This is a genomic window from Lysobacter sp. P5_C4, assembly GCF_054049695.1.
The window spans coordinates 129,706-149,922 of sequence record NZ_JBFULX010000006.1; the positions used below are offsets into that span (position 1 = coordinate 129,706).

At 65.6% G+C, this 20,217-nt stretch carries 21 protein-coding genes and 2 tRNA genes; 22 read left to right on the forward strand and 1 reads right to left on the reverse strand.

Annotated features, from left to right (window positions below; genetic code table 11):
• The 18 genes from tpiA (at position 1) to ACXJJ8_RS14515 (ending at position 16,441) form a co-directional block, all read left to right on the forward strand.
• Positions 1 to 750 (forward strand): triose-phosphate isomerase, encoded by a 750-nt coding sequence (gene tpiA / locus ACXJJ8_RS14430; RefSeq protein WP_499031397.1) that lies wholly within the window; start codon positions 1 to 3, stop codon positions 748 to 750.
• 23 nt (positions 751 to 773) lie between these two features.
• Complete coding sequence (gene secG / locus ACXJJ8_RS14435) at positions 774 to 1,193, forward strand: preprotein translocase subunit SecG (RefSeq protein ID WP_499031400.1); 420 nt, start codon at positions 774 to 776, stop codon at positions 1,191 to 1,193.
• 82 nt (positions 1,194 to 1,275) lie between these two features.
• Positions 1,276 to 1,360, forward strand: a tRNA-Leu gene (locus ACXJJ8_RS14440).
• Positions 1,361 to 1,494: 134 nt separating this feature from the next.
• On the forward strand, positions 1,495 to 1,851 hold the full coding sequence (locus ACXJJ8_RS14445) for an NADH-quinone oxidoreductase subunit A (protein WP_499031403.1): 357 nt from the start codon (positions 1,495 to 1,497) through the stop codon (positions 1,849 to 1,851).
• On the forward strand, positions 1,842 to 2,450 hold the full coding sequence (locus tag ACXJJ8_RS14450) for a NuoB/complex I 20 kDa subunit family protein (RefSeq protein WP_499031406.1): 609 nt from the start codon (positions 1,842 to 1,844) through the stop codon (positions 2,448 to 2,450). The genes ACXJJ8_RS14445 and ACXJJ8_RS14450 overlap by 10 nt, the downstream gene beginning before the upstream one ends.
• A complete protein-coding gene (locus ACXJJ8_RS14455; RefSeq protein ID WP_499031409.1) occupies positions 2,447 to 3,184 on the forward strand; it encodes an NADH-quinone oxidoreductase subunit C in 738 nt (245 codons plus the stop codon). The genes ACXJJ8_RS14450 and ACXJJ8_RS14455 overlap by 4 nt, the downstream gene beginning before the upstream one ends.
• Positions 3,181 to 4,482 carry an NADH-quinone oxidoreductase subunit D gene (locus tag ACXJJ8_RS14460; RefSeq protein ID WP_499031411.1) on the forward strand — a complete coding sequence of 434 codons (1,302 nt, stop codon included), beginning with the start codon at positions 3,181 to 3,183 and terminating at the stop codon, positions 4,480 to 4,482. The genes ACXJJ8_RS14455 and ACXJJ8_RS14460 overlap by 4 nt, the downstream gene beginning before the upstream one ends.
• A gap of 43 nt (positions 4,483 to 4,525) precedes the next feature.
• Positions 4,526 to 5,053 (forward strand): NADH-quinone oxidoreductase subunit NuoE, encoded by a 528-nt coding sequence (gene nuoE, locus ACXJJ8_RS14465; protein WP_499031414.1) that lies wholly within the window; start codon positions 4,526 to 4,528, stop codon positions 5,051 to 5,053.
• Between the two features lie 3 nt (positions 5,054 to 5,056).
• Entirely contained in the window at positions 5,057 to 6,424 is a 1,368-nt protein-coding gene (gene nuoF, locus ACXJJ8_RS14470) for an NADH-quinone oxidoreductase subunit NuoF (protein ID WP_499031417.1), read from the forward strand.
• Positions 6,421 to 8,655 carry an NADH-quinone oxidoreductase subunit NuoG gene (gene nuoG / locus ACXJJ8_RS14475; protein WP_499031420.1) on the forward strand — a complete coding sequence of 745 codons (2,235 nt, stop codon included), beginning with the start codon at positions 6,421 to 6,423 and terminating at the stop codon, positions 8,653 to 8,655. Before nuoF ends, nuoG begins: the two co-directional genes overlap by 4 nt.
• Entirely contained in the window at positions 8,652 to 9,707 is a 1,056-nt protein-coding gene (nuoH, locus tag ACXJJ8_RS14480; protein ID WP_499031423.1) for an NADH-quinone oxidoreductase subunit NuoH, read from the forward strand. Before nuoG ends, nuoH begins: the two co-directional genes overlap by 4 nt.
• Before the next feature lie 5 nt (positions 9,708 to 9,712).
• Positions 9,713 to 10,216 carry an NADH-quinone oxidoreductase subunit NuoI gene (nuoI, locus tag ACXJJ8_RS14485; protein ID WP_499031426.1) on the forward strand — a complete coding sequence of 168 codons (504 nt, stop codon included), beginning with the start codon at positions 9,713 to 9,715 and terminating at the stop codon, positions 10,214 to 10,216.
• Between the two features lie 7 nt (positions 10,217 to 10,223).
• Positions 10,224 to 10,853, forward strand: a complete 630-nt coding sequence (locus ACXJJ8_RS14490; protein WP_499031429.1) for an NADH-quinone oxidoreductase subunit J — start codon at positions 10,224 to 10,226, stop codon at positions 10,851 to 10,853.
• Positions 10,850 to 11,164 (forward strand): NADH-quinone oxidoreductase subunit NuoK, encoded by a 315-nt coding sequence (gene nuoK, locus ACXJJ8_RS14495; RefSeq protein ID WP_499031432.1) that lies wholly within the window; start codon positions 10,850 to 10,852, stop codon positions 11,162 to 11,164. The genes ACXJJ8_RS14490 and nuoK overlap by 4 nt, the downstream gene beginning before the upstream one ends.
• A 3-nt stretch (positions 11,165 to 11,167) precedes the next feature.
• Positions 11,168 to 13,297 (forward strand): NADH-quinone oxidoreductase subunit L, encoded by a 2,130-nt coding sequence (gene nuoL / locus ACXJJ8_RS14500; protein WP_499031435.1) that lies wholly within the window; start codon positions 11,168 to 11,170, stop codon positions 13,295 to 13,297.
• A 34-nt stretch (positions 13,298 to 13,331) separates the two neighbouring features.
• Entirely contained in the window at positions 13,332 to 14,843 is a 1,512-nt protein-coding gene (locus tag ACXJJ8_RS14505; RefSeq protein ID WP_499031437.1) for an NADH-quinone oxidoreductase subunit M, read from the forward strand.
• A 13-nt stretch (positions 14,844 to 14,856) separates the two neighbouring features.
• Positions 14,857 to 16,296 (forward strand): NADH-quinone oxidoreductase subunit NuoN, encoded by a 1,440-nt coding sequence (nuoN, locus tag ACXJJ8_RS14510; protein ID WP_499031439.1) that lies wholly within the window; start codon positions 14,857 to 14,859, stop codon positions 16,294 to 16,296.
• A 68-nt stretch (positions 16,297 to 16,364) separates the two neighbouring features.
• A tRNA-Met gene (locus ACXJJ8_RS14515) sits at positions 16,365 to 16,441 on the forward strand.
• Positions 16,442 to 16,487: 46 nt separating this feature from the next.
• Here ACXJJ8_RS14515 and ACXJJ8_RS14520 read toward each other — a convergent pair.
• Complete coding sequence (locus ACXJJ8_RS14520; RefSeq protein ID WP_499031441.1) at positions 16,488 to 16,727, reverse strand: hypothetical protein; 240 nt, start codon at positions 16,725 to 16,727, stop codon at positions 16,488 to 16,490.
• Between the two features lie 173 nt (positions 16,728 to 16,900).
• Between ACXJJ8_RS14520 and ACXJJ8_RS14525 the strand changes: the two genes are divergently transcribed.
• The 4 genes from ACXJJ8_RS14525 (at position 16,901) to nusA (ending at position 20,177) form a co-directional block, all read left to right on the forward strand.
• Positions 16,901 to 17,239 (forward strand): addiction module antidote protein, encoded by a 339-nt coding sequence (locus tag ACXJJ8_RS14525; protein ID WP_499031506.1) that lies wholly within the window; start codon positions 16,901 to 16,903, stop codon positions 17,237 to 17,239.
• Between the two features lie 105 nt (positions 17,240 to 17,344).
• Positions 17,345 to 17,752 carry a hypothetical protein gene (locus tag ACXJJ8_RS14530; RefSeq protein WP_499031444.1) on the forward strand — a complete coding sequence of 136 codons (408 nt, stop codon included), beginning with the start codon at positions 17,345 to 17,347 and terminating at the stop codon, positions 17,750 to 17,752.
• Between the two features lie 355 nt (positions 17,753 to 18,107).
• The gene (gene rimP, locus ACXJJ8_RS14535; protein ID WP_499031448.1) at positions 18,108 to 18,635 is read left to right on the forward strand and encodes a ribosome maturation factor RimP; all 528 of its coding nucleotides are present in this window, start codon (positions 18,108 to 18,110) and stop codon (positions 18,633 to 18,635) included.
• A 54-nt stretch (positions 18,636 to 18,689) separates the two neighbouring features.
• Positions 18,690 to 20,177 (forward strand): transcription termination factor NusA, encoded by a 1,488-nt coding sequence (nusA, locus tag ACXJJ8_RS14540; protein WP_499031451.1) that lies wholly within the window; start codon positions 18,690 to 18,692, stop codon positions 20,175 to 20,177.
• Positions 20,178 to 20,217 lie beyond the last annotated feature (40 nt).

A 20,217-nucleotide genomic window follows, 5' to 3' on the forward strand; every position in this document is an offset into this window, starting at 1 on the left:
ATGCGGCGCAGGATCGTGGCGGGCAACTGGAAACTGCATGGCGATCGCAACTTCGCGTGCGCGCTGGTGGAAGAGATCGCGTGCGTCGCGCCGGTGGCGGGCGTCGAACGGGTGGTGCTGCCGCCGCTGCCCTACCTGGGCGAGCTGGCCGAACATTTCGACGCGCGCGGGGTGTCCTTCGGGGCGCAGGACGTCAGCGTGAACGAGAAGGGCGCCTACACCGGCGAGGTGTCGGCCGCGATGCTGCTCGACGTCGGCGCGAAGTACGGCCTGGTGGGCCATTCCGAGCGGCGCCAATACCACGGCGAGAACAGCCGGCTGGTCGCGCAGAAGTTCTTCGCGGCCAAGCGGGCAGGGCTCATCCCGATCCTGTGCGTCGGCGAATCCCTCCGCGAGCGGGAAGCGGGCCAGACCGAATGGCGCATCGAGGAACAGCTGGAGCCGATCTTCGTGCTCGGCGGCCCCGAGGCCCTGGACGGCGCGGTCATCGCCTACGAGCCGGTCTGGGCGATCGGAACCGGCCGTACGGCCACCCCGGAGCAGGCCCAGGCGGTCCATGCGTTCATTCGTGGCGAGGTCGCTTCGCGCTCTGCTAACATTGCCGGCTTGCTGCCCATACTCTACGGCGGCAGCGTGAAGCCCGACAACGCGAAGGCGCTGTTCTCGCAGCCCGACGTCGACGGCGGGCTGGTGGGTGGCGCCTCCCTCGTCGCCCGTGATTTCCTGGCCATCGCAGACGCGGCGGCCTGAGCCAAAGGCAGAGTTCCTTCCCGATGTTGATGACGATCCTCAACGTGCTGTACGTGCTCATCGCGATCGCGATGATCGTGCTCATCCTCATGCAGCGCGGCGCGGGTGCGCAGGCCGGTTCCGGTTTCGGCGCGGGTGCGTCGGCGACCGTGTTCGGTTCGCGCGGCGCAGGCAACTTCCTGTCGAAGAGCACCAAGTGGCTCGCGATCACCTTTTTCTGCATCGCCCTGTTCATGGGCTGGCACTTCACGCACGCCATGCGGGCGCCGGCCGAAGCGCAGAAGGCGCAGACCGATCTCGGCCTGATGTCGGGCGTGCCCTCGGCCCCGGCCGCGCAGCCGCCGGCCAACGCGGCCGTGCCTGCGGCGCCCGCCGCCAACACGGCAGCCCCCGCGGCCAACGGCGCGGTGCCCGTGGCACCGGCCCCGGCGACGACGAAATAACGGCGCAAGCCTTCGCACACGGATTGTTACGACATACAATGTCGAACTCCGCAGCGCGCGATGCGCGATGCGGGACCTGATTGCCCAGGTGGCGGAATTGGTAGACGCACTACCTTGAGGTGGTAGCGGCTTAGGTCGTGGGGGTTCGAGTCCCCCCTTGGGCACCAAACAAAACAACCCGCCTTGCGCGGGTTTTTTTGTACTCGAAAGTCCACCAAGGCTGGTTGTCTTCGTGCACGGCCCGTTACAATAGCCGGCTCGTGCGAGCCCCCTGCCCACGAGCGAATCAAGAGGTGCGAGCGTGCTGGCTGAATATCTGCCGACCCTGCTGTTCCTGATCGTCGCCCTCGGCATCGGTGTCGCCCTGATCGTCGTGGGCAACGTGCTCGGGCCCAAGCGCCCCAGTGCGGAAAAACTCTCGCCTTACGAGTGCGGCTTCAACGCATTCGAAGACGCGCGCATGCAGTTCGACGTGCGCTATTACCTCATCGCGATCCTGTTCATCGTCTTCGACCTGGAAATCGCGTTCGTCTTCCCGTGGGCCCTGGTGTTCCGCGAGCTCGGCCTGTTCGGCCTGGTGGAGATGGGCGTGTTCCTCGCGCTGCTCGTGATCGGTTTCGTCTACGTCTGGAAGAAGGGTGCACTCGAATGGGAGTGATCCAAACTGTCTCGGGGTTGATGCACAACCCGCTGCCGGAAGATCGCGTCGGCGACATCCTGCGGCCCGAAGGCGAGAATCCGCTGCTCGAGCAGGGCTTCGTCACCACGAGCTTCGACGCGCTGTGGAATTGGGCGCGCACCGGTTCGATGTGGCCGATGACCTTCGGCCTGGCGTGCTGCGCGGTGGAAATGATGCACGCCGGTGCCGCGCGCCTGGACCTGGACCGCTACGGCGTCGTGTTCCGTCCCTCGCCGCGCCAGTCCGACGTGATGATCGTGGCCGGCACGCTGGTCAACAAGATGGCGCCGGCGCTGCGCAAGGTCTACGACCAGATGCCCGACCCGAAGTGGGTCATCTCGATGGGCAGCTGCGCCAACGGCGGCGGTTACTACCACTATTCCTACGCGGTCGTGCGTGGTTGCGATCGCATCGTCCCGGTCGACATCTACGTGCCTGGCTGCCCGCCGACGGCCGAAGCGCTGGTCTACGGCATCCTGCAGTTGCAGAAGAAGATCCGCCGCAACGAGTCTTCGCCGTTCTCGACCAAGCAAGAAGCACCGCGCGATCCGTCCGGCAAGCAGGGCGCCACCGCATGAGCACCGCCTTCGTCGAGCGCCTGCGCGCGCACTTCGCCGATGCACGCTTCGATGGCGCGGTCGTCACCGTCGCCGTGCCGCGCAACGAAGTCACGCTCGAAGTGCCGCCCTCGGCGTGGCACGCCGCGTGCGCCGACCTGCGCGATACCTTCGGTTTCGAACTGTGCATGGACGTCTGCGGCGTGGACTACCTCGGTTACGGCAACGACGAGTGGGACACCACCGACGTGTCGTCCGAAGGCTTCAGCCGCGGCGTCGAAGGCCGCGGCCCCGGCCGCTTCAAGTGGGGCGAACAACCCAGCGGCCTGCAGGAAGAACCCGCGCCAAACCGCCGTTTCGCAGTCGCCGCGCACCTGATGTCGATGCAGCACAACCAACGCGTGCGCGTGCGCACGTTCGCCGCCGACGATGCACTGCCGGTTGTGCCGTCCATCGTCGACCTGTGGCCGGGCGTGAACTGGTTCGAACGCGAAGCCTTCGACATGTTCGGCATCCTGTTCGAAGGGCATCCGGACCTGCGCCGCATCCTCACCGACTACGGTTTCGTCGGCCATCCCTTCCGCAAGGATTTCCCGCTGATCGGCAACGTCGAGGTCCGGTACGACAACGAGCGCCAGCGCGTGGTGTACGAGCCCGTCACGTCCGTCGAGCCGCGCGTGGGCGTGCCGCGCGTGATCCGCGACGATGCGCGCTACGCCACCGCCGCCGGCGAAGAAAAGGAGGCGCGCAAGTGAGCGCCCAGATCCTGCCGTCCGTCGCGAAAACCTCGGGCCTGCACAACGCCGAGATCCGCAACTACACGCTCAACTTCGGCCCGCAGCACCCGGCCGCGCACGGCGTGCTGCGCCTCATCCTCGAGATGGACGGCGAAATCGTGCAGCGCGCCGATCCGCACATCGGCCTGCTGCATCGCGGCACCGAGAAGCTCACCGAATCCAAGCCCTTCAACCAGTCGATCGGCTACATGGATCGCCTGGATTACGTCTCGATGATGTGCAACGAGCACGCCTACGTGCGCGCCATCGAGACCTTGCTCGGCATTGAGGCACCGGAACGCGCGCAGTGGATCCGGACGATGTTCGACGAGATCACGCGCATCCTGAACCACCTGATGTGGATCGGTTCCAGCGCGCTGGACCTGGGCGCGATGGCGGTGTTCCTCTACGCGTTCCGCGAACGCGAGGAACTGATGGACGTCTACGAGGCGGTGTCGGGCGCGCGCATGCACGCCACGTACTACCGCCCGGGCGGCGTCTATCGCGACCTGCCCGACCACATGCCGAAATACCGCGAGTCGCCGTGGCGCAAGGGCCAGAAGCTCAAGCGCTTCAACGAATGGCGCGAAGGCTCGTTGCTGGACTACCTGGAACGCTTCACGCAGGACTTCCCGAATCGCGTCGACGAATACGAGACGCTGCTCACCGAGAACCGCATCTGGAAGCAGCGCACCGTCGGCATCGGCGTGGTGTCGCCGGAAGATGCGCTCGCGTGGGGCATGAGCGGCCCGATGGTCCGTGGTTCGGGCCTGGCGTGGGACCTGCGCAAGAAGCAGCCCTACGCGAAGTACGCCGAAGTCGACTTCGACATTCCGCTCGGCACCAACGGCGATTGCTACGACCGTTATCTCGTGCGCGTCGCCGAAATGCGCCAGGCCAATCGCATCATCGCCCAGTGCGTGCAATGGCTGAAGGCCAACCCCGGCCCGGTGATGCTGGACAACTACAAGGTCGCGCCTCCCTCCCGCGAGGAGATGAAGGACGACATGGAAGCCCTGATCCACCACTTCAAGCTGTTCACCGAAGGGTATTGCGTCCCGGCAGGGGAGACGTACTGCGCGGTGGAAGCGCCGAAGGGCGAATTCGGCGTGTACCTGGTCAGCGACGGCGCCAACAAGCCGTTCCGCTGCAAGCTGCGCGCGCCGGGCTTCGCCCACCTCTCGTCGATGGACGCGATCGTCCGTGGCCACATGCTGGCCGACGTCGTCGCGATGATCGGAACCTACGACGTGGTGTTCGGCGAGATCGACCGCTGATCGCGTCGCGATCGGCCACACAGATGCGAGCAAGGCAGAACCGATGAGAGCGACCGGCAACTTCGAGAACGCGCGCAACGTCGATCCGCAGCAGGTGCTGTCGGACGCCACGCGTGCGCACATCGACCACTGGCTCACCAAGTTTCCGGTCGACCGCAAGCGGTCGGCGGTGCTGCAGGGGCTGCATGCCGCGCAGGAACAGAACGGCGGCTGGCTGACCGACGAGCTCATCGCCGCGGTCGCCAAGTACCTGTCGATCCCGCCGGTGTGGGCGTACGAAGTCGCCACGTTCTATTCGATGTTCGAGACCCAAAAGGTCGGCCGCAACAACGTCGCCTTCTGCACGAACATCAGTTGCTGGCTCAACGGCGCCGAAGACCTGGTCGCGCACGCCGAGCAGAAGCTCGGTTGCAAGCTCGGCGAAAGCACGGCCGATGGCCGCATCTTCCTCAAGCGCGAAGAGGAATGCCTGGCCGCGTGCTGCGGCGCGCCGATGATGGTGATCAACGGCCACTACCACGAGAAGCTTTCGACCCAGAAAGTCGACGAGCTCCTGGACGGCCTGGAGTAACGCATGGCAGGGCATGGTCACTACGCTGAACCCACCGGTCCCGTCGGCCCCGCGCCGCAGGAGCACAACGTCGTCTACACGACGCTGCACTTCGACAAGCCGTGGAGTTACGAAAACTATCTGAAGACCGGCGGTTACGCAGCGCTGCGCAAGATCCTCGAAGAGAAGATCGAGCCGGCTGCCGTGATCGAAATGGTCAAGGCCTCGGGCCTGCGCGGCCGCGGCGGCGCGGGTTTCCCGACCGGCCTGAAGTGGTCCTTCATGCCGAAGGGCCCGGGCGTCAAGTACATCCTGTGCAACTCCGACGAATCCGAACCGGGCACGGCGAAGGATCGCGACATCCTGCGCTACAACCCGCATGCGGTGATCGAGGGCATGGCGATCGCGTGTTACGCGACCGGTTCGCCGGCGGCGTACAACTACCTGCGCGGTGAATTCCACCACGAGCCCTTCGAACACCTGGAAGAGGCCACGCGCGAGGCCTACGCCAACGGCTGGCTCGGCAAGAACCTGCTCGGCAGCGGCATCGACATCGATCTGTACAACGTGCTCGGCGCCGGCGCCTACATCTGCGGCGAAGAAACCGCGCTGATGGAATCGCTCGAAGGCAAGAAGGGGCAGCCGCGCTACAAGCCGCCGTTCCCGGCCAACTTCGGCCTGTACGGCAAGCCGACCACGATCAACAACACCGAAACCTATGCTTCGGTGCCGGCGATCATCCGCAACGGCGCGGAGTGGTTCCTCAACCTCGGCAAGCCGAACAATGGCGGCCCGAAGGTGTTCTCGGTGTCGGGCCACGTTGCGAAGCCGGGCAACTACGAGATTCGCCTGGGCACCTCGTTCGCCGATCTGCTGCAGCTCGCCGGCGGCATCCGCAGCGGCCACAAGCTCAAGGCCGTGATTCCCGGCGGTTCGTCGATGAAGGTGTTGCCTGCCGAGGCGATGATGGCCTGCACGATGGATTACGACTCGATCCAGAAGGCCGGTTCCGGCCTGGGCTCGGGCGCGGTCATCGTGATGGACGAAACCACCTGCATGGTGCGCGCGTGCCAGCGCATCGCGCGCTTCTACTTCAAGGAAAGCTGCGGCCAGTGCACGCCGTGCCGCGAAGGCACGGGCTGGATGTATCGGATGCTGACGCGCATCGTGGAAAAGCAGGCGACGCTGGACGATCTCCAGATGTTGCGTGCCGCCGCGGGGCAGATCGAGGGCCACACCATCTGCGCGTTCGGCGAAGCCGCCGCGTGGCCGGTGCAGGGCTTCCTGCACCATTTCTGGGACGAATTCGAATACGCGATCGTCAACGGGCGCTTCCTGGTCGACGACCAGCGCGCCGGGACCGTGGTCGCCAAGCAGAGTGTGGCCGCATGAGCGCTGTCGGAACCGATGTGAAGCCGGTCGTGCCCGAGGGCCACGTCGCCATCGAGATCGACGGCGTCGCGATGACCGCGCCCAAGGGCTCGATGATCATCGCCGCCGCCGACAAGGCCGGCATTCCGATCCCGCGTTTTTGCTATCACGACAAGCTGAGCATCGCGGCCAACTGCCGCATGTGCCTGGTCGAAGTCGAGAAGATGCCCAAGCCGGCGCCCGCGTGCGCGACGCCGGTGATGGACGGCATGAAGGTGATCACGCGCAGCGACAAGGCCTTGAAGTCGCAGCGCAACGTGATGGAGTTCCTGCTCATCAACCATCCGCTCGATTGCCCGATCTGCGACCAGGGCGGCGAGTGCGAGCTGCAGGACCTCTCGCTGGGTTACGGCCGATCGGTCTCCCGTTTCTCCGAACGCAAGCGCGTGATCGCCGACGAAGATTTCGGGCCGCTGGTCGCCAGCGACATGACGCGCTGCATCCAGTGCACGCGTTGCGTGCGCTTCACCGCGGAAATCGCCGGCACCTACGAGCTCGGCGGCATGATGCGCGGCGAGAACCTGCAAATCGGCACCTACGACGGCAAGCCGCTGACGACGGAGCTTTCCGGCAATGTCATCGACGTGTGCCCGGTCGGCGCGCTGACCAACAAGGTCTTCCGCTTCCGCGCGCGTCCGTGGGAACTGGTTGCGCGCGAATCGCTCGGCTTTTCCGATGCGCTGGGCAGCAACCTGTTCCACCACGTGCGTCGTGGCGAAGTGCTGCGCTCGGTCCCGCGCGACAACGAAGCGGTCAACGAATGCTGGCTGTCGGATCGCGACCGCTACGCGCACCAAGGCCTGTATTCGCAGGACCGCGCGGTGAAGCCGATGGTGCGCGACGGCAACGATTGGCGCGAAACCAGCTGGGAAGAAGCGCTCGCCAAGGCCGCGAAGATCCTGCGCGACAACGGCGGCGACCAGCTCGGCATCCTCGTGCATCCGGCCACGTCGAACGAGGAGGGCGCGTTGCTTGCGCGTCTGGCCGAAGGCCTGGGCACCGGCAATCTGGATCATCGCCTCGCGCAGCGCGACGTGTCCGACGGCGTGGTGGCCGAAGCCTTCGCGATGCCGGTGGCCGACATCGAGAACGCCGATGCCATCGTGATCATCGGTTCGCACCTGCGCCACGAGTTGCCGCTCGTGCACCAGCGCGTGCGAAAGGCGCAGTTGAAGGGCGCGCGCGTGCACATGGTCAATCCGGTCGATTTCGACGTGGCCTTCGATGTCGCCTCCAAAACCATCGTGCCGATGGCCGAACTCGCCACCGCGCTCGCCGGTGTCGACATCGCGGGCGCGCAGCGCGCCGTCGTGATCCTCGGCGGCGTTGCGGAAACCTCCGGACACGCCAGCGCGATCCGCGCCGCGGCGCGCGGTTTCGCTACGGCGAACAACGCGAAGCTGTGCCGCATCCCGCAGGGCGCGAATGCGCTGGGCCTGGCGCAGCACGGCGTGCTGCCGGCGACGCGCGGCACGCAGGCGATGCTCGAACAGGCACGCAGCGCGTACATGATCTACGGCATCGAACCGGGCCTGGACTTCGCCGACCAGGCGCTCGCGCTCAAGGCACTGTCGGGTGCGCAGGTCGTCGCCTTCAGTCACTACGCATGCGAATCCACGCGCGCGGTGGCGGACGTGATCCTGCCGATCGCCGCGTTGCCGGAAAACGAAGGCTCGCTGACCAATCTCGAAGGCCGCGTGCAGCACTTCACCGCGGGCGGCAAGGCACCGGGTGAAGCACGTGCCGGCTGGCGCGTGTTGCGTGCGGTCGCAGCCGATCTCGGCGTCGCGGGTTTCGACTTCACCGATTACGCGGGCATGCGCAAGGGATTGTCGCTGCGCACCGTCGACGTCGCGAAGGCCGCCGCCCCCGCGCACGCTGCCGTGCATGGCGCGGGCCTGGCCATCGTCGCTTCGCAGGCGATCTATCGCAGCGACGCCACCGTGCGTCGCGCGGCTGCACTGCAGGCGCATCCGCTCACCCTCGGCGCACGCATCGTGCTGCATCCGATGGACGCGGGCGAGGCAGGCGTGCACGCCGACGGCGTGGCGAAAGTGAAGAACCCCATGGGCACGGCGACGCTGCCGGTCGCGACCAGCGACAAGGTGGCGCGCGGTTGTGCATGGGTGGAATCGGGTTATGGCGCGACCGCCGCGCTGCTCTCGGGCAACGTGGAGGTCAGCCGCGCATGATGTACGTCGACGCCTTCCGCGATTGGCTCGTCGCCTTCGGGCCGCTGGGCCTGCTCGCGTGGATCGTGCTGAAGATCCTGCTGATCGCCGTGCCGGTGATCATCAGCGTTGCCTTCTACGTGGTGTGGGAACGCAAGCTGATCGGCTGGATGCATGTGCGCCACGGGCCGATGTACGTGGGCAAGGGCATCCTCCAGGCCTTCGCCGACGTGTTCAAGCTGTTGTTCAAGGAAGTGGTGCAGCCCACAGTGGCGCAGCCGTTCCTGTATCGCATCGCGCCGCTGATCACGCTCGTGCCGGCGTTCGCCGCGTGGGCGGTGGTGCCCTTCGATGCGAAGGTCGTGCTGTCCAATGCGAACGCCGGCTTGCTGTACCTGCTGGCGATGACCTCGCTCGGCGTGTACGGCATCATCCTCGCGGGCTGGGCGTCGAATTCGAAGTACGCCTTCCTCGGCGCGATGCGTGCGGCGGCGCAGGTCGTCTCCTACGAAATCGCGATGGGCTTCGCGCTGGTCGGCGTGCTGATCGCCGCCGGCAGCCTGAACCTGACGGACATCGTCATGGCGCAGGCGGGCAATGCAGGCCTGTTCGAGTGGTTCATGTGGCCGCTGCTGCCGCTGTTCGTGGTGTATTTCGTCTCGGGCGTGGCGGAAACCAACCGTGCGCCGTTCGACGTGGTGGAAGGCGAATCGGAAATCGTCGCCGGGCACATGGTCGAATACTCCGGCTCGCAGTTCGCGCTGTTCTTCCTGGCCGAGTACGCGAACATGATCCTCGTCAGCTTCACGACGTCGATCTTCTTCCTCGGCGGCTGGCTCAGCCCGTTGCATGGCTTGAACATCCCGCTGCTCTCCGTGGACGGCTGGTGGTGGCTGCTGGCGAAGGTGTTCTTCTTCGCGAGCTGCTTCATCTGGTTCCGCGCTTCGTTCCCGCGCTACCGCTACGACCAGATCATGCGACTGGGTTGGAAGGTCTTCATTCCGATCACCATCGCCTGGATCTTCGTCACGGCGCTGCTGGCGTACTTCAACGTCTTCACGCCGGGGCAGTGACGGGCATGACTCGCATCCAGACTTCAAGAGTGATCGGCTTTCTCAAGAGTTTGCTGCTGATCGAGCTGGCCCAGGGCCTGCTTCTCACCGGCAAGTATCTGTTCCGTCCGAAGTACACGCTGATGTACCCGATGGAAAAGACGCCGCAGTCGCCGCGCTTCCGTGGCCTGCATGCGCTGCGCCGCTATCCCAACGGGGAAGAGCGCTGCATCGCGTGCAAGCTGTGCGAGGCGGTGTGCCCGGCGCTGGCGATCACCATCGACTCCGAGCAGCGCGAGGACGGCACGCGCCGCACCACGCGTTACGACATCGACCTGTTCAAGTGCATCTACTGCGGGTTCTGCGAGGAATCGTGCCCGGTGGATTCGATCGTCGAGACGCACATCCACGAATACCACTTCGACAAGCGCGGACAGAACATCGTGACCAAGCCGCAGTTGCTGGCGATCGGCGACCGCCTCGAAGCCGAGATCGCCGCGCGCCGCGCGGCCGACGCACCGTATCGCTGAGGCACGCATGGATTTCACGACCCTCACGTTCTATGCCTTCGCCACCCTGGCCATCGCTTCGGCCATCGGTGTCATCAGCGTCCGAAATACGGTGCAGGCCGCGCTGTTGCTGGTGCTGACCTTCTTCTCCGTTGCCTGCACGTGGTTGCTGGCCGGTGCCGAGTTCCTCGGGATCGCGCTCATCCTGGTGTACGTCGGCGCGGTGATGGTGTTGTTCCTGTTCGTCGTGATGATGCTCGACATCGACGTCGAACCCTTGCGCGAAGGCTTCGTGCGCTACCTGCCGATCGGCCTGGTCGTCGCGATCGTGATGCTGGTCGAGATCTGCCTGTTGATCGGGGTGAAGGTGCTCGTGCAGACGCCGCTCGCGCCCGACGCCGCGGCCGCCGCCGACATCCCCAACACGACGTGGCTGGCGCGTGCGTTGTTCACGCAGTTCCTGCTGCCCTTCGAAGTGGCCGCGGTGATCCTGACCATCGCGGTCGTCGCCGCGGTCATGCTCACGCTGCGCCGCCGTGGCGGCGTCAAGCACCAGAACCCGGCCGACCAGGCGCGCGTGCGCGCTTCGGACCGCCTGCGCATGGTGAAAATGGAAGCCACCAAACCGTCCGCGACGCCGGAGGAGGGCACGCCATGATCGGGACCCTTTCGCTCGGGCATTTCCTCTTCCTCGGCGCCGCGCTGTTCTGCATCGCCGTGGCGGGCATCTTCCTCAACCGGAAGAACATCATCGTCCTGCTGATGTCCATCGAGCTGATGCTGCTCGCGGTCAACATCAACTTCGTCGCGTTTTCGCGCGAGCTGGGCGATGCCTCCGGGCAGGTGTTCGTGTTCTTCATCCTGACGGTGGCCGCGGCGGAAGCCGCGATTGGCCTGGCCATCCTCGTCACGCTGTTCCGCAACCGGCGCTCGATCAACGTCGCCGAAATCGACTCCTTGAAGGGCTGACCGATGCCGCCCGTTGAATTCACCCTCTCCAAGTCGATGCTCGTCGCGATCGTGCTCGCGCCGCTGATCGGCGCGATCCTCGCCGGCCTGTTCGGCCGCCGCATCGGCCGCGTCGGCGCCCACACCGTGACCATCGCGGGCGTGGCGCTGAGCTGCGCGCTGTCGATGTACGTGCTGTGGCAACTGGCGTGGCAGGGCGCCGCGCCGTTCAACCAGAACCTCTACACCTGGTTCGAGATCGGCGGCTACAACGCGCACGTCGGCTTCATGATCGACAAGCTCACCGCGATGATGATGGTCGTGGTCACCTTCGTCTCGCTGCTCGTGCACGTCTACACGATCGGCTACATGGAGGAAGACCCGGGTTACCAGCGGTTCTTCAGCTACATCTCGCTGTTCACCTTCTCGATGCTCATGCTGGTGATGAGCAACAACTTCCTGCAGCTGTTCTTCGGCTGGGAAGCGGTGGGCCTGGTTTCGTACCTGCTGATCGGTTTCTGGTTCAAGCGCCCCACGGCGATCTTCGCCAACCTCAAGGCCTTCCTGGTCAACCGCGTCGGCGACTTCGGCTTCCTGCTGGGCATCGCGGGCGTGCTGTATTGGTTCGGCACGCTGGATTACGCAACGGTGTTCGCGAATGCGGCTTCGACCATCGGCGCAGGCGAAGTGTTCGAATTCCTGCCGGGCCATGCCTGGTCGGTCGCGACCGTCATCTGCGTGTGCCTGTTCATCGGTGCGATGGGCAAGTCGGCGCAGGTGCCGCTGCACGTGTGGCTGCCCGATTCGATGGAAGGCCCGACGCCGATCTCCGCGCTGATCCACGCAGCGACGATGGTGACCGCGGGCATCTTCATGGTGGCGCGCATGTCGCCGCTGTTCGAACTCTCGCCGGCGGCGCTGGGCTTCGTGCTGTTCATCGGCGCGACCACCGCGTTCTGGACCGGCCTGATCGGCATGGTGCAGAACGACATCAAGCGCGTGGTGGCGTATTCCACGCTCTCGCAGCTCGGCTACATGACGGTCGCGCTCGGCGTGTCGGCGTATTCGGCCGGCGTGTACCACCTGATGACGCACGCATTCTTCAAGGCGCTGCTGTTCCTCGGTGCCGGCTCGGTGATCATCGGCATGCACCACGAGCAGGACATGCGCCGGATGGGCGGCCTGAAGAAGTACATGCCCATCACCTACTGGACGATGGTCATCGGCACGCTGGCCCTGGTCGGCACGCCGTTCTTCAGCGGCTTCTATTCGAAGGACACGATCATCGAAGCGGCGGCCGAGCATGCGCACGAGGCGCATCACTGGGTTGCGACGTACGCCTACTGGGCCGTGCTGCTCGGCGCGTTCGTCACTTCGTTCTACAGCTTCCGCCTGCTGTACCTGACCTTCCACGGCAGGGAGCGCTGGAACGATCCGGCGCCCGACCATTACATTGCGCCGGAAGCGGATTCGACCGAGCACGAAGACGCGATTTCGCATTCGCACGACGCGCACGACGCTGCACATGGACACGACGACCATGCGCACACGCCGCACGAATCACCGTGGGTGGTGACGCTGCCGCTGATCCTGCTCGCGATCCCGTCGATCGTCATCGGCTACTTCACCGCGGGTCCGATGTTGTTCGGCACCGATTGGCTCGGCCACGAGAAGATCGCGTCGTACTTCACCGGTGCGATCGAAGTGCTGCCGGAACACGATGTGTTGTCGAAGCTGGCCGAGGAATGGCACGGGCCGCTGGCGTTCGCGCTGCACGGCTTCATGGCGCCGGCCTTCTGGCTCGCCTTCGCCGGTTTCGTGCTCGCCACGATCCTGTACGTGTTCCGCCCCGACCTGCCGGGCAAGATCGCGCACGCGCTGCGCTGGCCGGTGCGCGTGCTGGAGCGCAAGTACTTCATGGACGACCTGTGGATCGACGGCTTCGCCGGCGGCGGACTCGCCCTCGGACAGGCGTCGCGCGCGGTCGATTCGAACCTGATCGATGGCGTCGTGGTGAACGGCAGCGCCCGCGTGGTCGGGCTGGTGTCGGGCATCGTGCGCCAGGTCCAGTCCGGTTACCTGTACCACTACGCCTTCGCGATGATCGTCGGATTGATCGTGCTGTTGGCAGTGATCCAAAAGCTCTGGGTCTGAAGACCCCGCGCCCACCTTGCATGGAATCGAACACGTGGCGAACGCGCCCCTGCTGAGTCTGTTGATCTGGCTGCCGATCCTCGGCGGCGCGCTCGCGCTGATGCTCGGGCAGCAACGCGCGCAAGCCGCGCGCTGGCTGGCGATCGGCACGGCGTTGCTGTGCCTGGGCCTGTCGATCCCGCTGTTCAGCGGTTTCGACATGTCCAACGCGAGCATGCAGTTCGTCGAACAGCATGCGTGGATCCCGGCCTACGACATCCGTTACGCACTCGGCGCCGACGGCATTTCGGTCGCGTTGATCGGGCTGACGACGCTGACCACCGTGCTGGTGCTGATCGGCGCATGGGGTTCGATCGACGATCGCGTGAACCAGTACGTCGCCGCGTTCCTGATCCTCGAAGGCCTGATGATCGGCGTGTTCTCCGCGCTCGACGGCATGCTGTTCTACGTGTTCTTCGAGGCGATGCTCATCCCGATGTTCATCATCATCGGCGTGTGGGGCGGCCCGCGGCGCGTGTACGCGTCGATCAAGTTCTTCCTGTACACCTTCCTCGGGTCGGTGTTCATGCTGGTCGGCATCATCTATCTGTATCTGAAGGGGGGCAGCTGGCAGCTCGCGGACATGGCCGCGGTGCCGCTGACCATGCGCGAGCAGACCTGGTTGTTCTTCGCGTTCCTGGCCGCGTTCTCGGTGAAGGTGCCGATGTTCCCGGTGCACACGTGGTTGCCCGATGCGCACGTGGAAGCGCCGACCGGCGGCTCGGTGATCCTGGCCGCGATCATGCTGAAGATCGGCGGATACGGCTTCCTGCGCTTCACGCTGCCGATCGTGCCCGACGCCGGCCATGAATTCGCGTGGGTGGTGATCGCGTTGTCGTTGATCGCCATCATCTACATCGGCCTTGTCGCCCTGGTGCAGGACGACATGAAGAAGCTGATCGCCTACTCGTCGATTTCGCACATGGGCTTCGTCACCCTCGGTACGTTCATTGCCTTCTCGCTCGTGCGCGACACCGGCAACCTCGACGCCGCGCGCCTGGGCCTGCAGGGCGGCATGGTGCAGATGATTTCGCACGGCTTCATCTCCGGCGCGATGTTCTCCTGCGTCGGCGTGCTGTACGACCGCATGCACACGCGCATGATCCGCGACTACGGTGGCGTGGCGAATACGATGCCGTGGTTCGCGATGTTCATGGTGTTGTTCGGCATGGCGAACTCGGGTTTGCCGGGCACGTCGGGCTTCATCGGCGAGTTCATGGTGATCCTGGCCAGCTTCCAGCAGCATCCGCTGCTCGCCTTCGGCGCGGCGACCACGCTGATCACCGGTGCGGCGTACACGCTGTGGCTGATCAAGCGCGTGATCTTCGGCGAAGTGGCGAATGCGCACGTCGCCGAGTTGGAAGACATCAACATGCGCGAGTGGATCGTGCTGGGCACCTTCGCCGCCGGCGTGCTGCTGCTCGGCGTGTACCCCAAGCCGCTGACCGACCTGATGGAGCCCTCCATCGCCCAGCTCGCGAGCCAGCTCGCGGCCAGCAAGCTGTGATCAGAGAGCCAGCATGACCCCGAATATGCCCACCGCCGCCGAACTGTTGCCGCTGCTGCCCGAACTGGTGCTGGTCGGCGCTGCGTTCGCGTTGCTGATGCTCGACCTGTTCCTCGACGAACGCCAACGCTGGATCACGCATGTGGCGAGCATCGCCGTGCTGGCCATCGTCGCCACGATGATCGGTTTCGGCACGGGCGGGCAGGGCACGGTGCTCAACGGGATGTTCATCCGCGACATCGCGGCGGACGTCATGAAGTTCTTTACCTGCATCGTGGCGGCCTTGTCGCTGGTGTACATCTGGCCGTTCCTGCGCGAGCGCGGCCTGTACAAGGGCGAAATCCCGATCCTCGTGCTGTTCGCCACCGCCGGCATGATGCTGATGGTGTCGGCGGGCAGCCTGGTGATGGTGTACCTCGGCCTGGAAATGCTGGCGCTGTGCCAGTACGCATTGGTCGCGACCGACCGCGACAGCCCGCTCGCGTCGGAAGCGGCGATGAAGTATTTCGTCCTCGGTTCGCTCGCCTCGGGCATGCTGCTGTACGGCATGTCGCTGATGTACGGCGCGACCGGTACGCTCGATCTGATCGGCATTCGCGAAGCGATGGGCTCGGCATCGCCCGGGCTGCTGCTGACGGGCCTGGTGTTCATGGTCGCGGGCATCGCCTTCAAGTTCGGTGCCGCGCCATTCCACATGTGGCTGCCGGACGTGTACCACGGTGCGCCGACGCCGATCACGCTGTTCATCGGTTCGGCGCCGAAGATCGCCGCGTTCGGCATGGCCTATCGCCTGCTGGAACTCGGCGCGGGCCCGCTCGATGCGCAATGGCGTTTGCTGATCGCTGGCCTCGCGGTCGCATCGCTCGCCATCGGGAATCTCATCGCGCTCGCGCAAAGCAACCTCAAGCGCATGCTCGCCTATTCGACGATCTCGCACGTGGGCTTCCTGTTCCTCGGCATCGCCGGCGGCGGCCCGCAGGGCTTCGCTTCGGCGATGTTCTACGCGATCACCTACGCGATCATGTCGGCCGCGGCGTTCGGCGCGATCGTGGTGTTGTCGCGCAAGGGCTTCGAAGCCGACGAGATCGACGACTTCAAGGGACTCAATGCGCGCAATCCGTGGATGGCCGGGTTGGTGCTGTGCGTGATGGCCTCGCTCGCGGGCGTGCCGCCGTTCCTCGGCTTCTGGTCGAAGCTCGCGGTGCTGCGCGCCGCCATCCAGGGCGACATGCTGTGGCTGGCGATCGTGGGCATCGTGTTCGCAGTGGTCGGCGCGTTCTATTACATCCGCGTGATCAAGGTGATGTATTTCGATGCGCCGGTGGGCGAGGGCGTGCGCGAGCGCGAAGACCGCCCGCTGCGCGTGGTTTTCGGCGCGAATGCACTGCTGCTCCTCGTGCTGGGCATCTTCTGGAACCCGCTCATGGCGTGGTGCCTGGCGGCATTCGGCTGAACCGAAACAAATCGTGGAGAAGCGCGGGTTGCATTCCCCGCAGGGCTTCACCATAATGCGCGGCCTGATGCGGGGTGGAGCAGTCTGGCAGCTCGTCGGGCTCATAACCCGAAGGTCGCAGGTTCAAATCCTGCCCCCGCTACCAAACAACGACGGCGATCCGGAAACGGGTCGCCGTTTTTGTTTTCGCGTCAGTCAACGCGGGTTGCATCGAGCAACGTGCGCGCCTGCTTGCACGCGCGCTGGCTGCGGTCGTCCCACCAGCCTGTGCGGATCGCGGGCATCGATTCATCCAGCGATGCGGTCTCGTCGAGGACCCACGCTTCGGCGATGAGCGGCCATGCATCGCGCCATGCGAAGTGGGGCAGGGCGCGCGCGGCGCGTCTGCCGGTTTCGACGGCGTGTGCGTATTTCGGTCCCATGCGGCCCATGCCTGGATTCAAGCGCGCGCGTGGAATGTGCAGCGTGAAGAAATGGCAGCGCGCGTGGCAGACGCGTCCTTCGAGCAGTTTCCGAACCAGTTCGCGATACGAATCTCACGCCTCATGCACGCTGCATGCACATCGCGTGCGCCGGCATCGCCGCACGCATTCACGGCACGAGGATGGATGCATTGAGCAACAACAGGGAAACGTTCCACGCCAATCGTTTTGCCGCTGGCCGCCCTCTCGCCGGTGACGGCGTCATGGCCAACTACCTCACCGATTGTTTCGACGAAGGCGGCACCGCGCTCTTCCTCAAGGCGATCGGCGAAGTCGCGCGCGCACGGGGCATGAGCGAACTCGCCACGCGCACGGGCCTCACGCGGGCGAGCCTTTACAAGGCGCTCGCGGAAGACGGCAACCCGGCGTTCGATACGCTCGCGCGCGTGCTCGACACGCTGGGGTTTCGCCTACAAATTATTGCGAATACGCCGGCGTTGCCCCCCGCGGAAAGGCGCTGACGGCGTCCCCGTGCGGCCAGCACGCGAAGCGCAGTCGTCCGGGCGTGCATCCCGCTGCCCTTCAGGACGATGCACGCGGCACATCGCACTCGATACATCTGTGGCATGCGAATCGATGCCAGCACCGCCACCGTCCCCGCCAACGCCCGGCATGCCGGCGCGCGCCCCTTCGGTTTCCATGCGCCCCCGTGGGCGGAATACGTCGGATGCGATTTCGACGGCATGGTGTGGGCGTTCCAGCATTGCCCCGTCGCCGACGCCCACACGCGCTCCTGGACCAGCGGGCCGATCACCGGCCGCTATGCCTTGCTGGGCTCGTGCCGGCAGGAGATCCCGAACTGGCAGGAGGTGGTCCTCCGTCGCCATGGCGGGCTCTGGCGCTCCCTGCGCGCCGAGCAGGAGGAGGAGCGCGATGCGGATTTCCGCAGCGCGACTTCGGGCACGCTCTGGGCGATCGCAATGCTCGCGCTGCTGGTGATGGCCTTGTTCGCCGTCGAATCGACCTTCTTCTGAAGCCGCACGCTGCCGGCTGAACCGCCCCGGCCGGCGGCAACGGCGCCACGGCCGCTTGCGCTTGCCACCCCCGGCGTTCGGGCCTACACTGTGCGGCGTTCCAGGCGGTAGACCTCGTCTTCCGCAACCAGCGTCTCCGCTGGCGATCAAGGGCTCCTCGGAGCCTTTTTTCTTTCAGGGAGACCGCCGGGCTCGCTGGCTGCCCCGCATTGCGGGCGCGCCGCGCCGACATCCAGTGGGGCTGCATTTCGATGCACGTTCCCGCTGCTGACAAGGGGCCCGACGGGCCCCTTGTTGTTTTCCGGCTCCGGCCGGACCCAGGGCAATTGGATTGCCGCGAGGATGGCCGCACCTGATGACCGACAAGGCGAATGAAATCTCGGCGCTGCTCGCCCCGACCGTAACGTCGATGGGCCTGGAGTTGCTGGGCGCCGAATACCTGCCGTCCCCCGGCGGGGCGGTGTTGCGCCTGTACATCGACGTGCCGCAGGCCGAGTCCGCCGAACGCAACATCGGCATCGAGGAATGCGAAGCGGTGAGCCGCGAGGTATCCGCGCAGCTCGATGTCGAAGACCCGATCAGCGGCAACTACACGCTCGAAGTGTCCTCGCCCGGCATCGACCGCCCGCTGTTCGCGCTCTCGCATTTCGTGCGCTTCGCGGGGCAGTCGGCGAAGGTCGGGCTGAAGCTTCCGCAGGACGGCCGCCGTCGCCTGCAGGGGCGCATCGACAAGATCGAAGGCGACGCGATCGTCTTCGACGTGGACGGCCAGCCCTTCGAAGTGGCCTTCGACAACATCGACAAAGCCAAGCTCGTGCCGGATTGGGAAGCACTGGGCATGGCGCCGAAGAAACCCGGCAAGAAACAAGCGAACAAGAAGTAACGCGCGCCGCAGGCGCGAACCACATTCAACATTGACGCATAGAGACACACCAACATGTCGAAAGAACTCCTGCTTGTCGTCGACGCCGTCGCCAACGAAAAGGGCGTGCCGGAATCGGTGATCTTCGAGGCCATCGAGGCCGCGCTGGCGTCCGCCGCGAAGAAGCGCTACCACGACCAGGACGTGCTCGTGCGCGTGCAGATCGACCCGAAGGACGGCAACTACGAAACCTATCGTCGTTGGGAAGTCGTGGCCGACGACGTGGTCATGGAATCGCCCGATCGCCAGGTCCGCCTGATGGATGCCGTCGACGAGAGCGAAGGCGCCGAAGTCGGCGACTACATCGAAGAGCAGATCGAAAACCCGGACTTCGGCCGCATCGCCGCGCAGGCTGCCAAGCAAGTCATCGTGCAGCGCGTGCGCGAAGCCGAGCGTGCGCAGGTCGTGGATGCGTGGAAGGATCGCGTCGGCGAGCTCGTCACCGGCATCGTCAAGCGCGCCGAGCGCGGCAACATCTTCGTCGACCTCGGCGGCAACGCCGAAGCCTTCATCCCGAAGGACAAGGGCATCCCGCGCGACGTGCTGCGCGCCGGCGACCGCGTCCGCGGCTATCTCTACGACGTGCGCAGCGAGCCCCGCGGCCCGCAGCTGTTCATCAGCCGCGCCGCGCCGGAATTCATGATCGAGCTGTTCAAGCTCGAAGTGCCGGAAGTCGGCCAGGGCCTGGTGGAAATCAAGGCCTGCGCCCGCGACCCGGGTGACCGCGCCAAGATCGCCGTGCTCGCGCACGACCACCGCACCGATCCGATCGGCGCGTGCATCGGCATGCGCGGTTCGCGCGTGCAGGCCGTGTCGAACGAACTCAACGGCGAGCGCGTGGACATCATCCTGTGGAGCGACAACAGCGCGCAGTTCGTCATCAACGCGATGGCGCCTGCCGAAGTCCAGTCGATCATCGTCGATGAAGAAAAGCATTCGATGGACCTGGCGGTGGCCGAAGACCGCCTCGCGCAGGCCATCGGCAAGGGCGGGCAGAACGTGCGCCTCGCCAGCCGCCTCACGGGCTGGCAGCTCAACGTAATGACAGCCGACCAGGTGCAGGCCAAGAGCGAAGCCGAACAGGCCAATGCGCGCCAGCTGTTCATGGAGAAGCTCGAGGTCGACGAAGAAATCGCCGGCATCCTCGTGTCCGAAGGCTTCACCACGGTCGAGGAAATCGCGTACGTGCCGGTCGGCGAACTGCTCGCGGTCGAGGGCTTCGACGAGGACATCGTCGAAGAGCTGCGGGCCCGTGCGCGCGATGCGCTGCTCAACGAAGCGCTCGCCGTCGAAGAGGAACTCGACGAGCACCAGCCGGCCGAAGACCTGCTCACGCTGGCGGGCATGGACGAAGCCACCGCCTACCTGCTCGCCGCCCGCGGTGTTCGCACGCGCGAGGACCTGGCCGAGATGGCGGTCGACGAGATCACCGACATCGAGGACATGGACGCCGAGCGCGCGGCCGCCCTGATCATGGAAGCGCGCAAGCACTGGTTCGAATGACGGCGGCGGGCCCTTGCGGGCCCACGCGCTAGAATCGCCC

Excerpts from the sequence above, each read along its gene's own strand:
- tpiA (WP_499031397.1), top strand. The coding sequence starts at position 1 with ATGCGGCGCAGGATCGTGGCGGGCAACTGGAAACTGCATGGCGATCGC.
- secG (WP_499031400.1), top strand. The coding sequence starts at position 774 with ATGTTGATGACGATCCTCAACGTGCTGTACGTGCTCATCGCGATCGCG.
- ACXJJ8_RS14450 (WP_499031406.1), top strand. The coding sequence starts at position 1,842 with ATGGGAGTGATCCAAACTGTCTCGGGGTTGATGCACAACCCGCTGCCG.
- ACXJJ8_RS14455 (WP_499031409.1), top strand. The coding sequence starts at position 2,447 with ATGAGCACCGCCTTCGTCGAGCGCCTGCGCGCGCACTTCGCCGATGCA.
- nuoE (WP_499031414.1), top strand. The coding sequence starts at position 4,526 with ATGAGAGCGACCGGCAACTTCGAGAACGCGCGCAACGTCGATCCGCAG.
- nuoF (WP_499031417.1), top strand. The coding sequence starts at position 5,057 with ATGGCAGGGCATGGTCACTACGCTGAACCCACCGGTCCCGTCGGCCCC.
- nuoG (WP_499031420.1), top strand. The coding sequence starts at position 6,421 with ATGAGCGCTGTCGGAACCGATGTGAAGCCGGTCGTGCCCGAGGGCCAC.
- nuoH (WP_499031423.1), top strand. The coding sequence starts at position 8,652 with ATGATGTACGTCGACGCCTTCCGCGATTGGCTCGTCGCCTTCGGGCCG.
- nuoI (WP_499031426.1), top strand. The coding sequence starts at position 9,713 with ATGACTCGCATCCAGACTTCAAGAGTGATCGGCTTTCTCAAGAGTTTG.
- ACXJJ8_RS14490 (WP_499031429.1), top strand. The coding sequence starts at position 10,224 with ATGGATTTCACGACCCTCACGTTCTATGCCTTCGCCACCCTGGCCATC.
- nuoK (WP_499031432.1), top strand. The coding sequence starts at position 10,850 with ATGATCGGGACCCTTTCGCTCGGGCATTTCCTCTTCCTCGGCGCCGCG.
- nuoL (WP_499031435.1), top strand. The coding sequence starts at position 11,168 with ATGCCGCCCGTTGAATTCACCCTCTCCAAGTCGATGCTCGTCGCGATC.
- nuoN (WP_499031439.1), top strand. The coding sequence starts at position 14,857 with ATGACCCCGAATATGCCCACCGCCGCCGAACTGTTGCCGCTGCTGCCC.
- ACXJJ8_RS14520 (WP_499031441.1), bottom strand. The coding sequence starts at position 16,727 with ATGGGCCGCATGGGACCGAAATACGCACACGCCGTCGAAACCGGCAGA.
- ACXJJ8_RS14525 (WP_499031506.1), top strand. The coding sequence starts at position 16,901 with ATGGATGCATTGAGCAACAACAGGGAAACGTTCCACGCCAATCGTTTT.
- ACXJJ8_RS14530 (WP_499031444.1), top strand. The coding sequence starts at position 17,345 with ATGCGAATCGATGCCAGCACCGCCACCGTCCCCGCCAACGCCCGGCAT.
- rimP (WP_499031448.1), top strand. The coding sequence starts at position 18,108 with ATGACCGACAAGGCGAATGAAATCTCGGCGCTGCTCGCCCCGACCGTA.
- nusA (WP_499031451.1), top strand. The coding sequence starts at position 18,690 with ATGTCGAAAGAACTCCTGCTTGTCGTCGACGCCGTCGCCAACGAAAAG.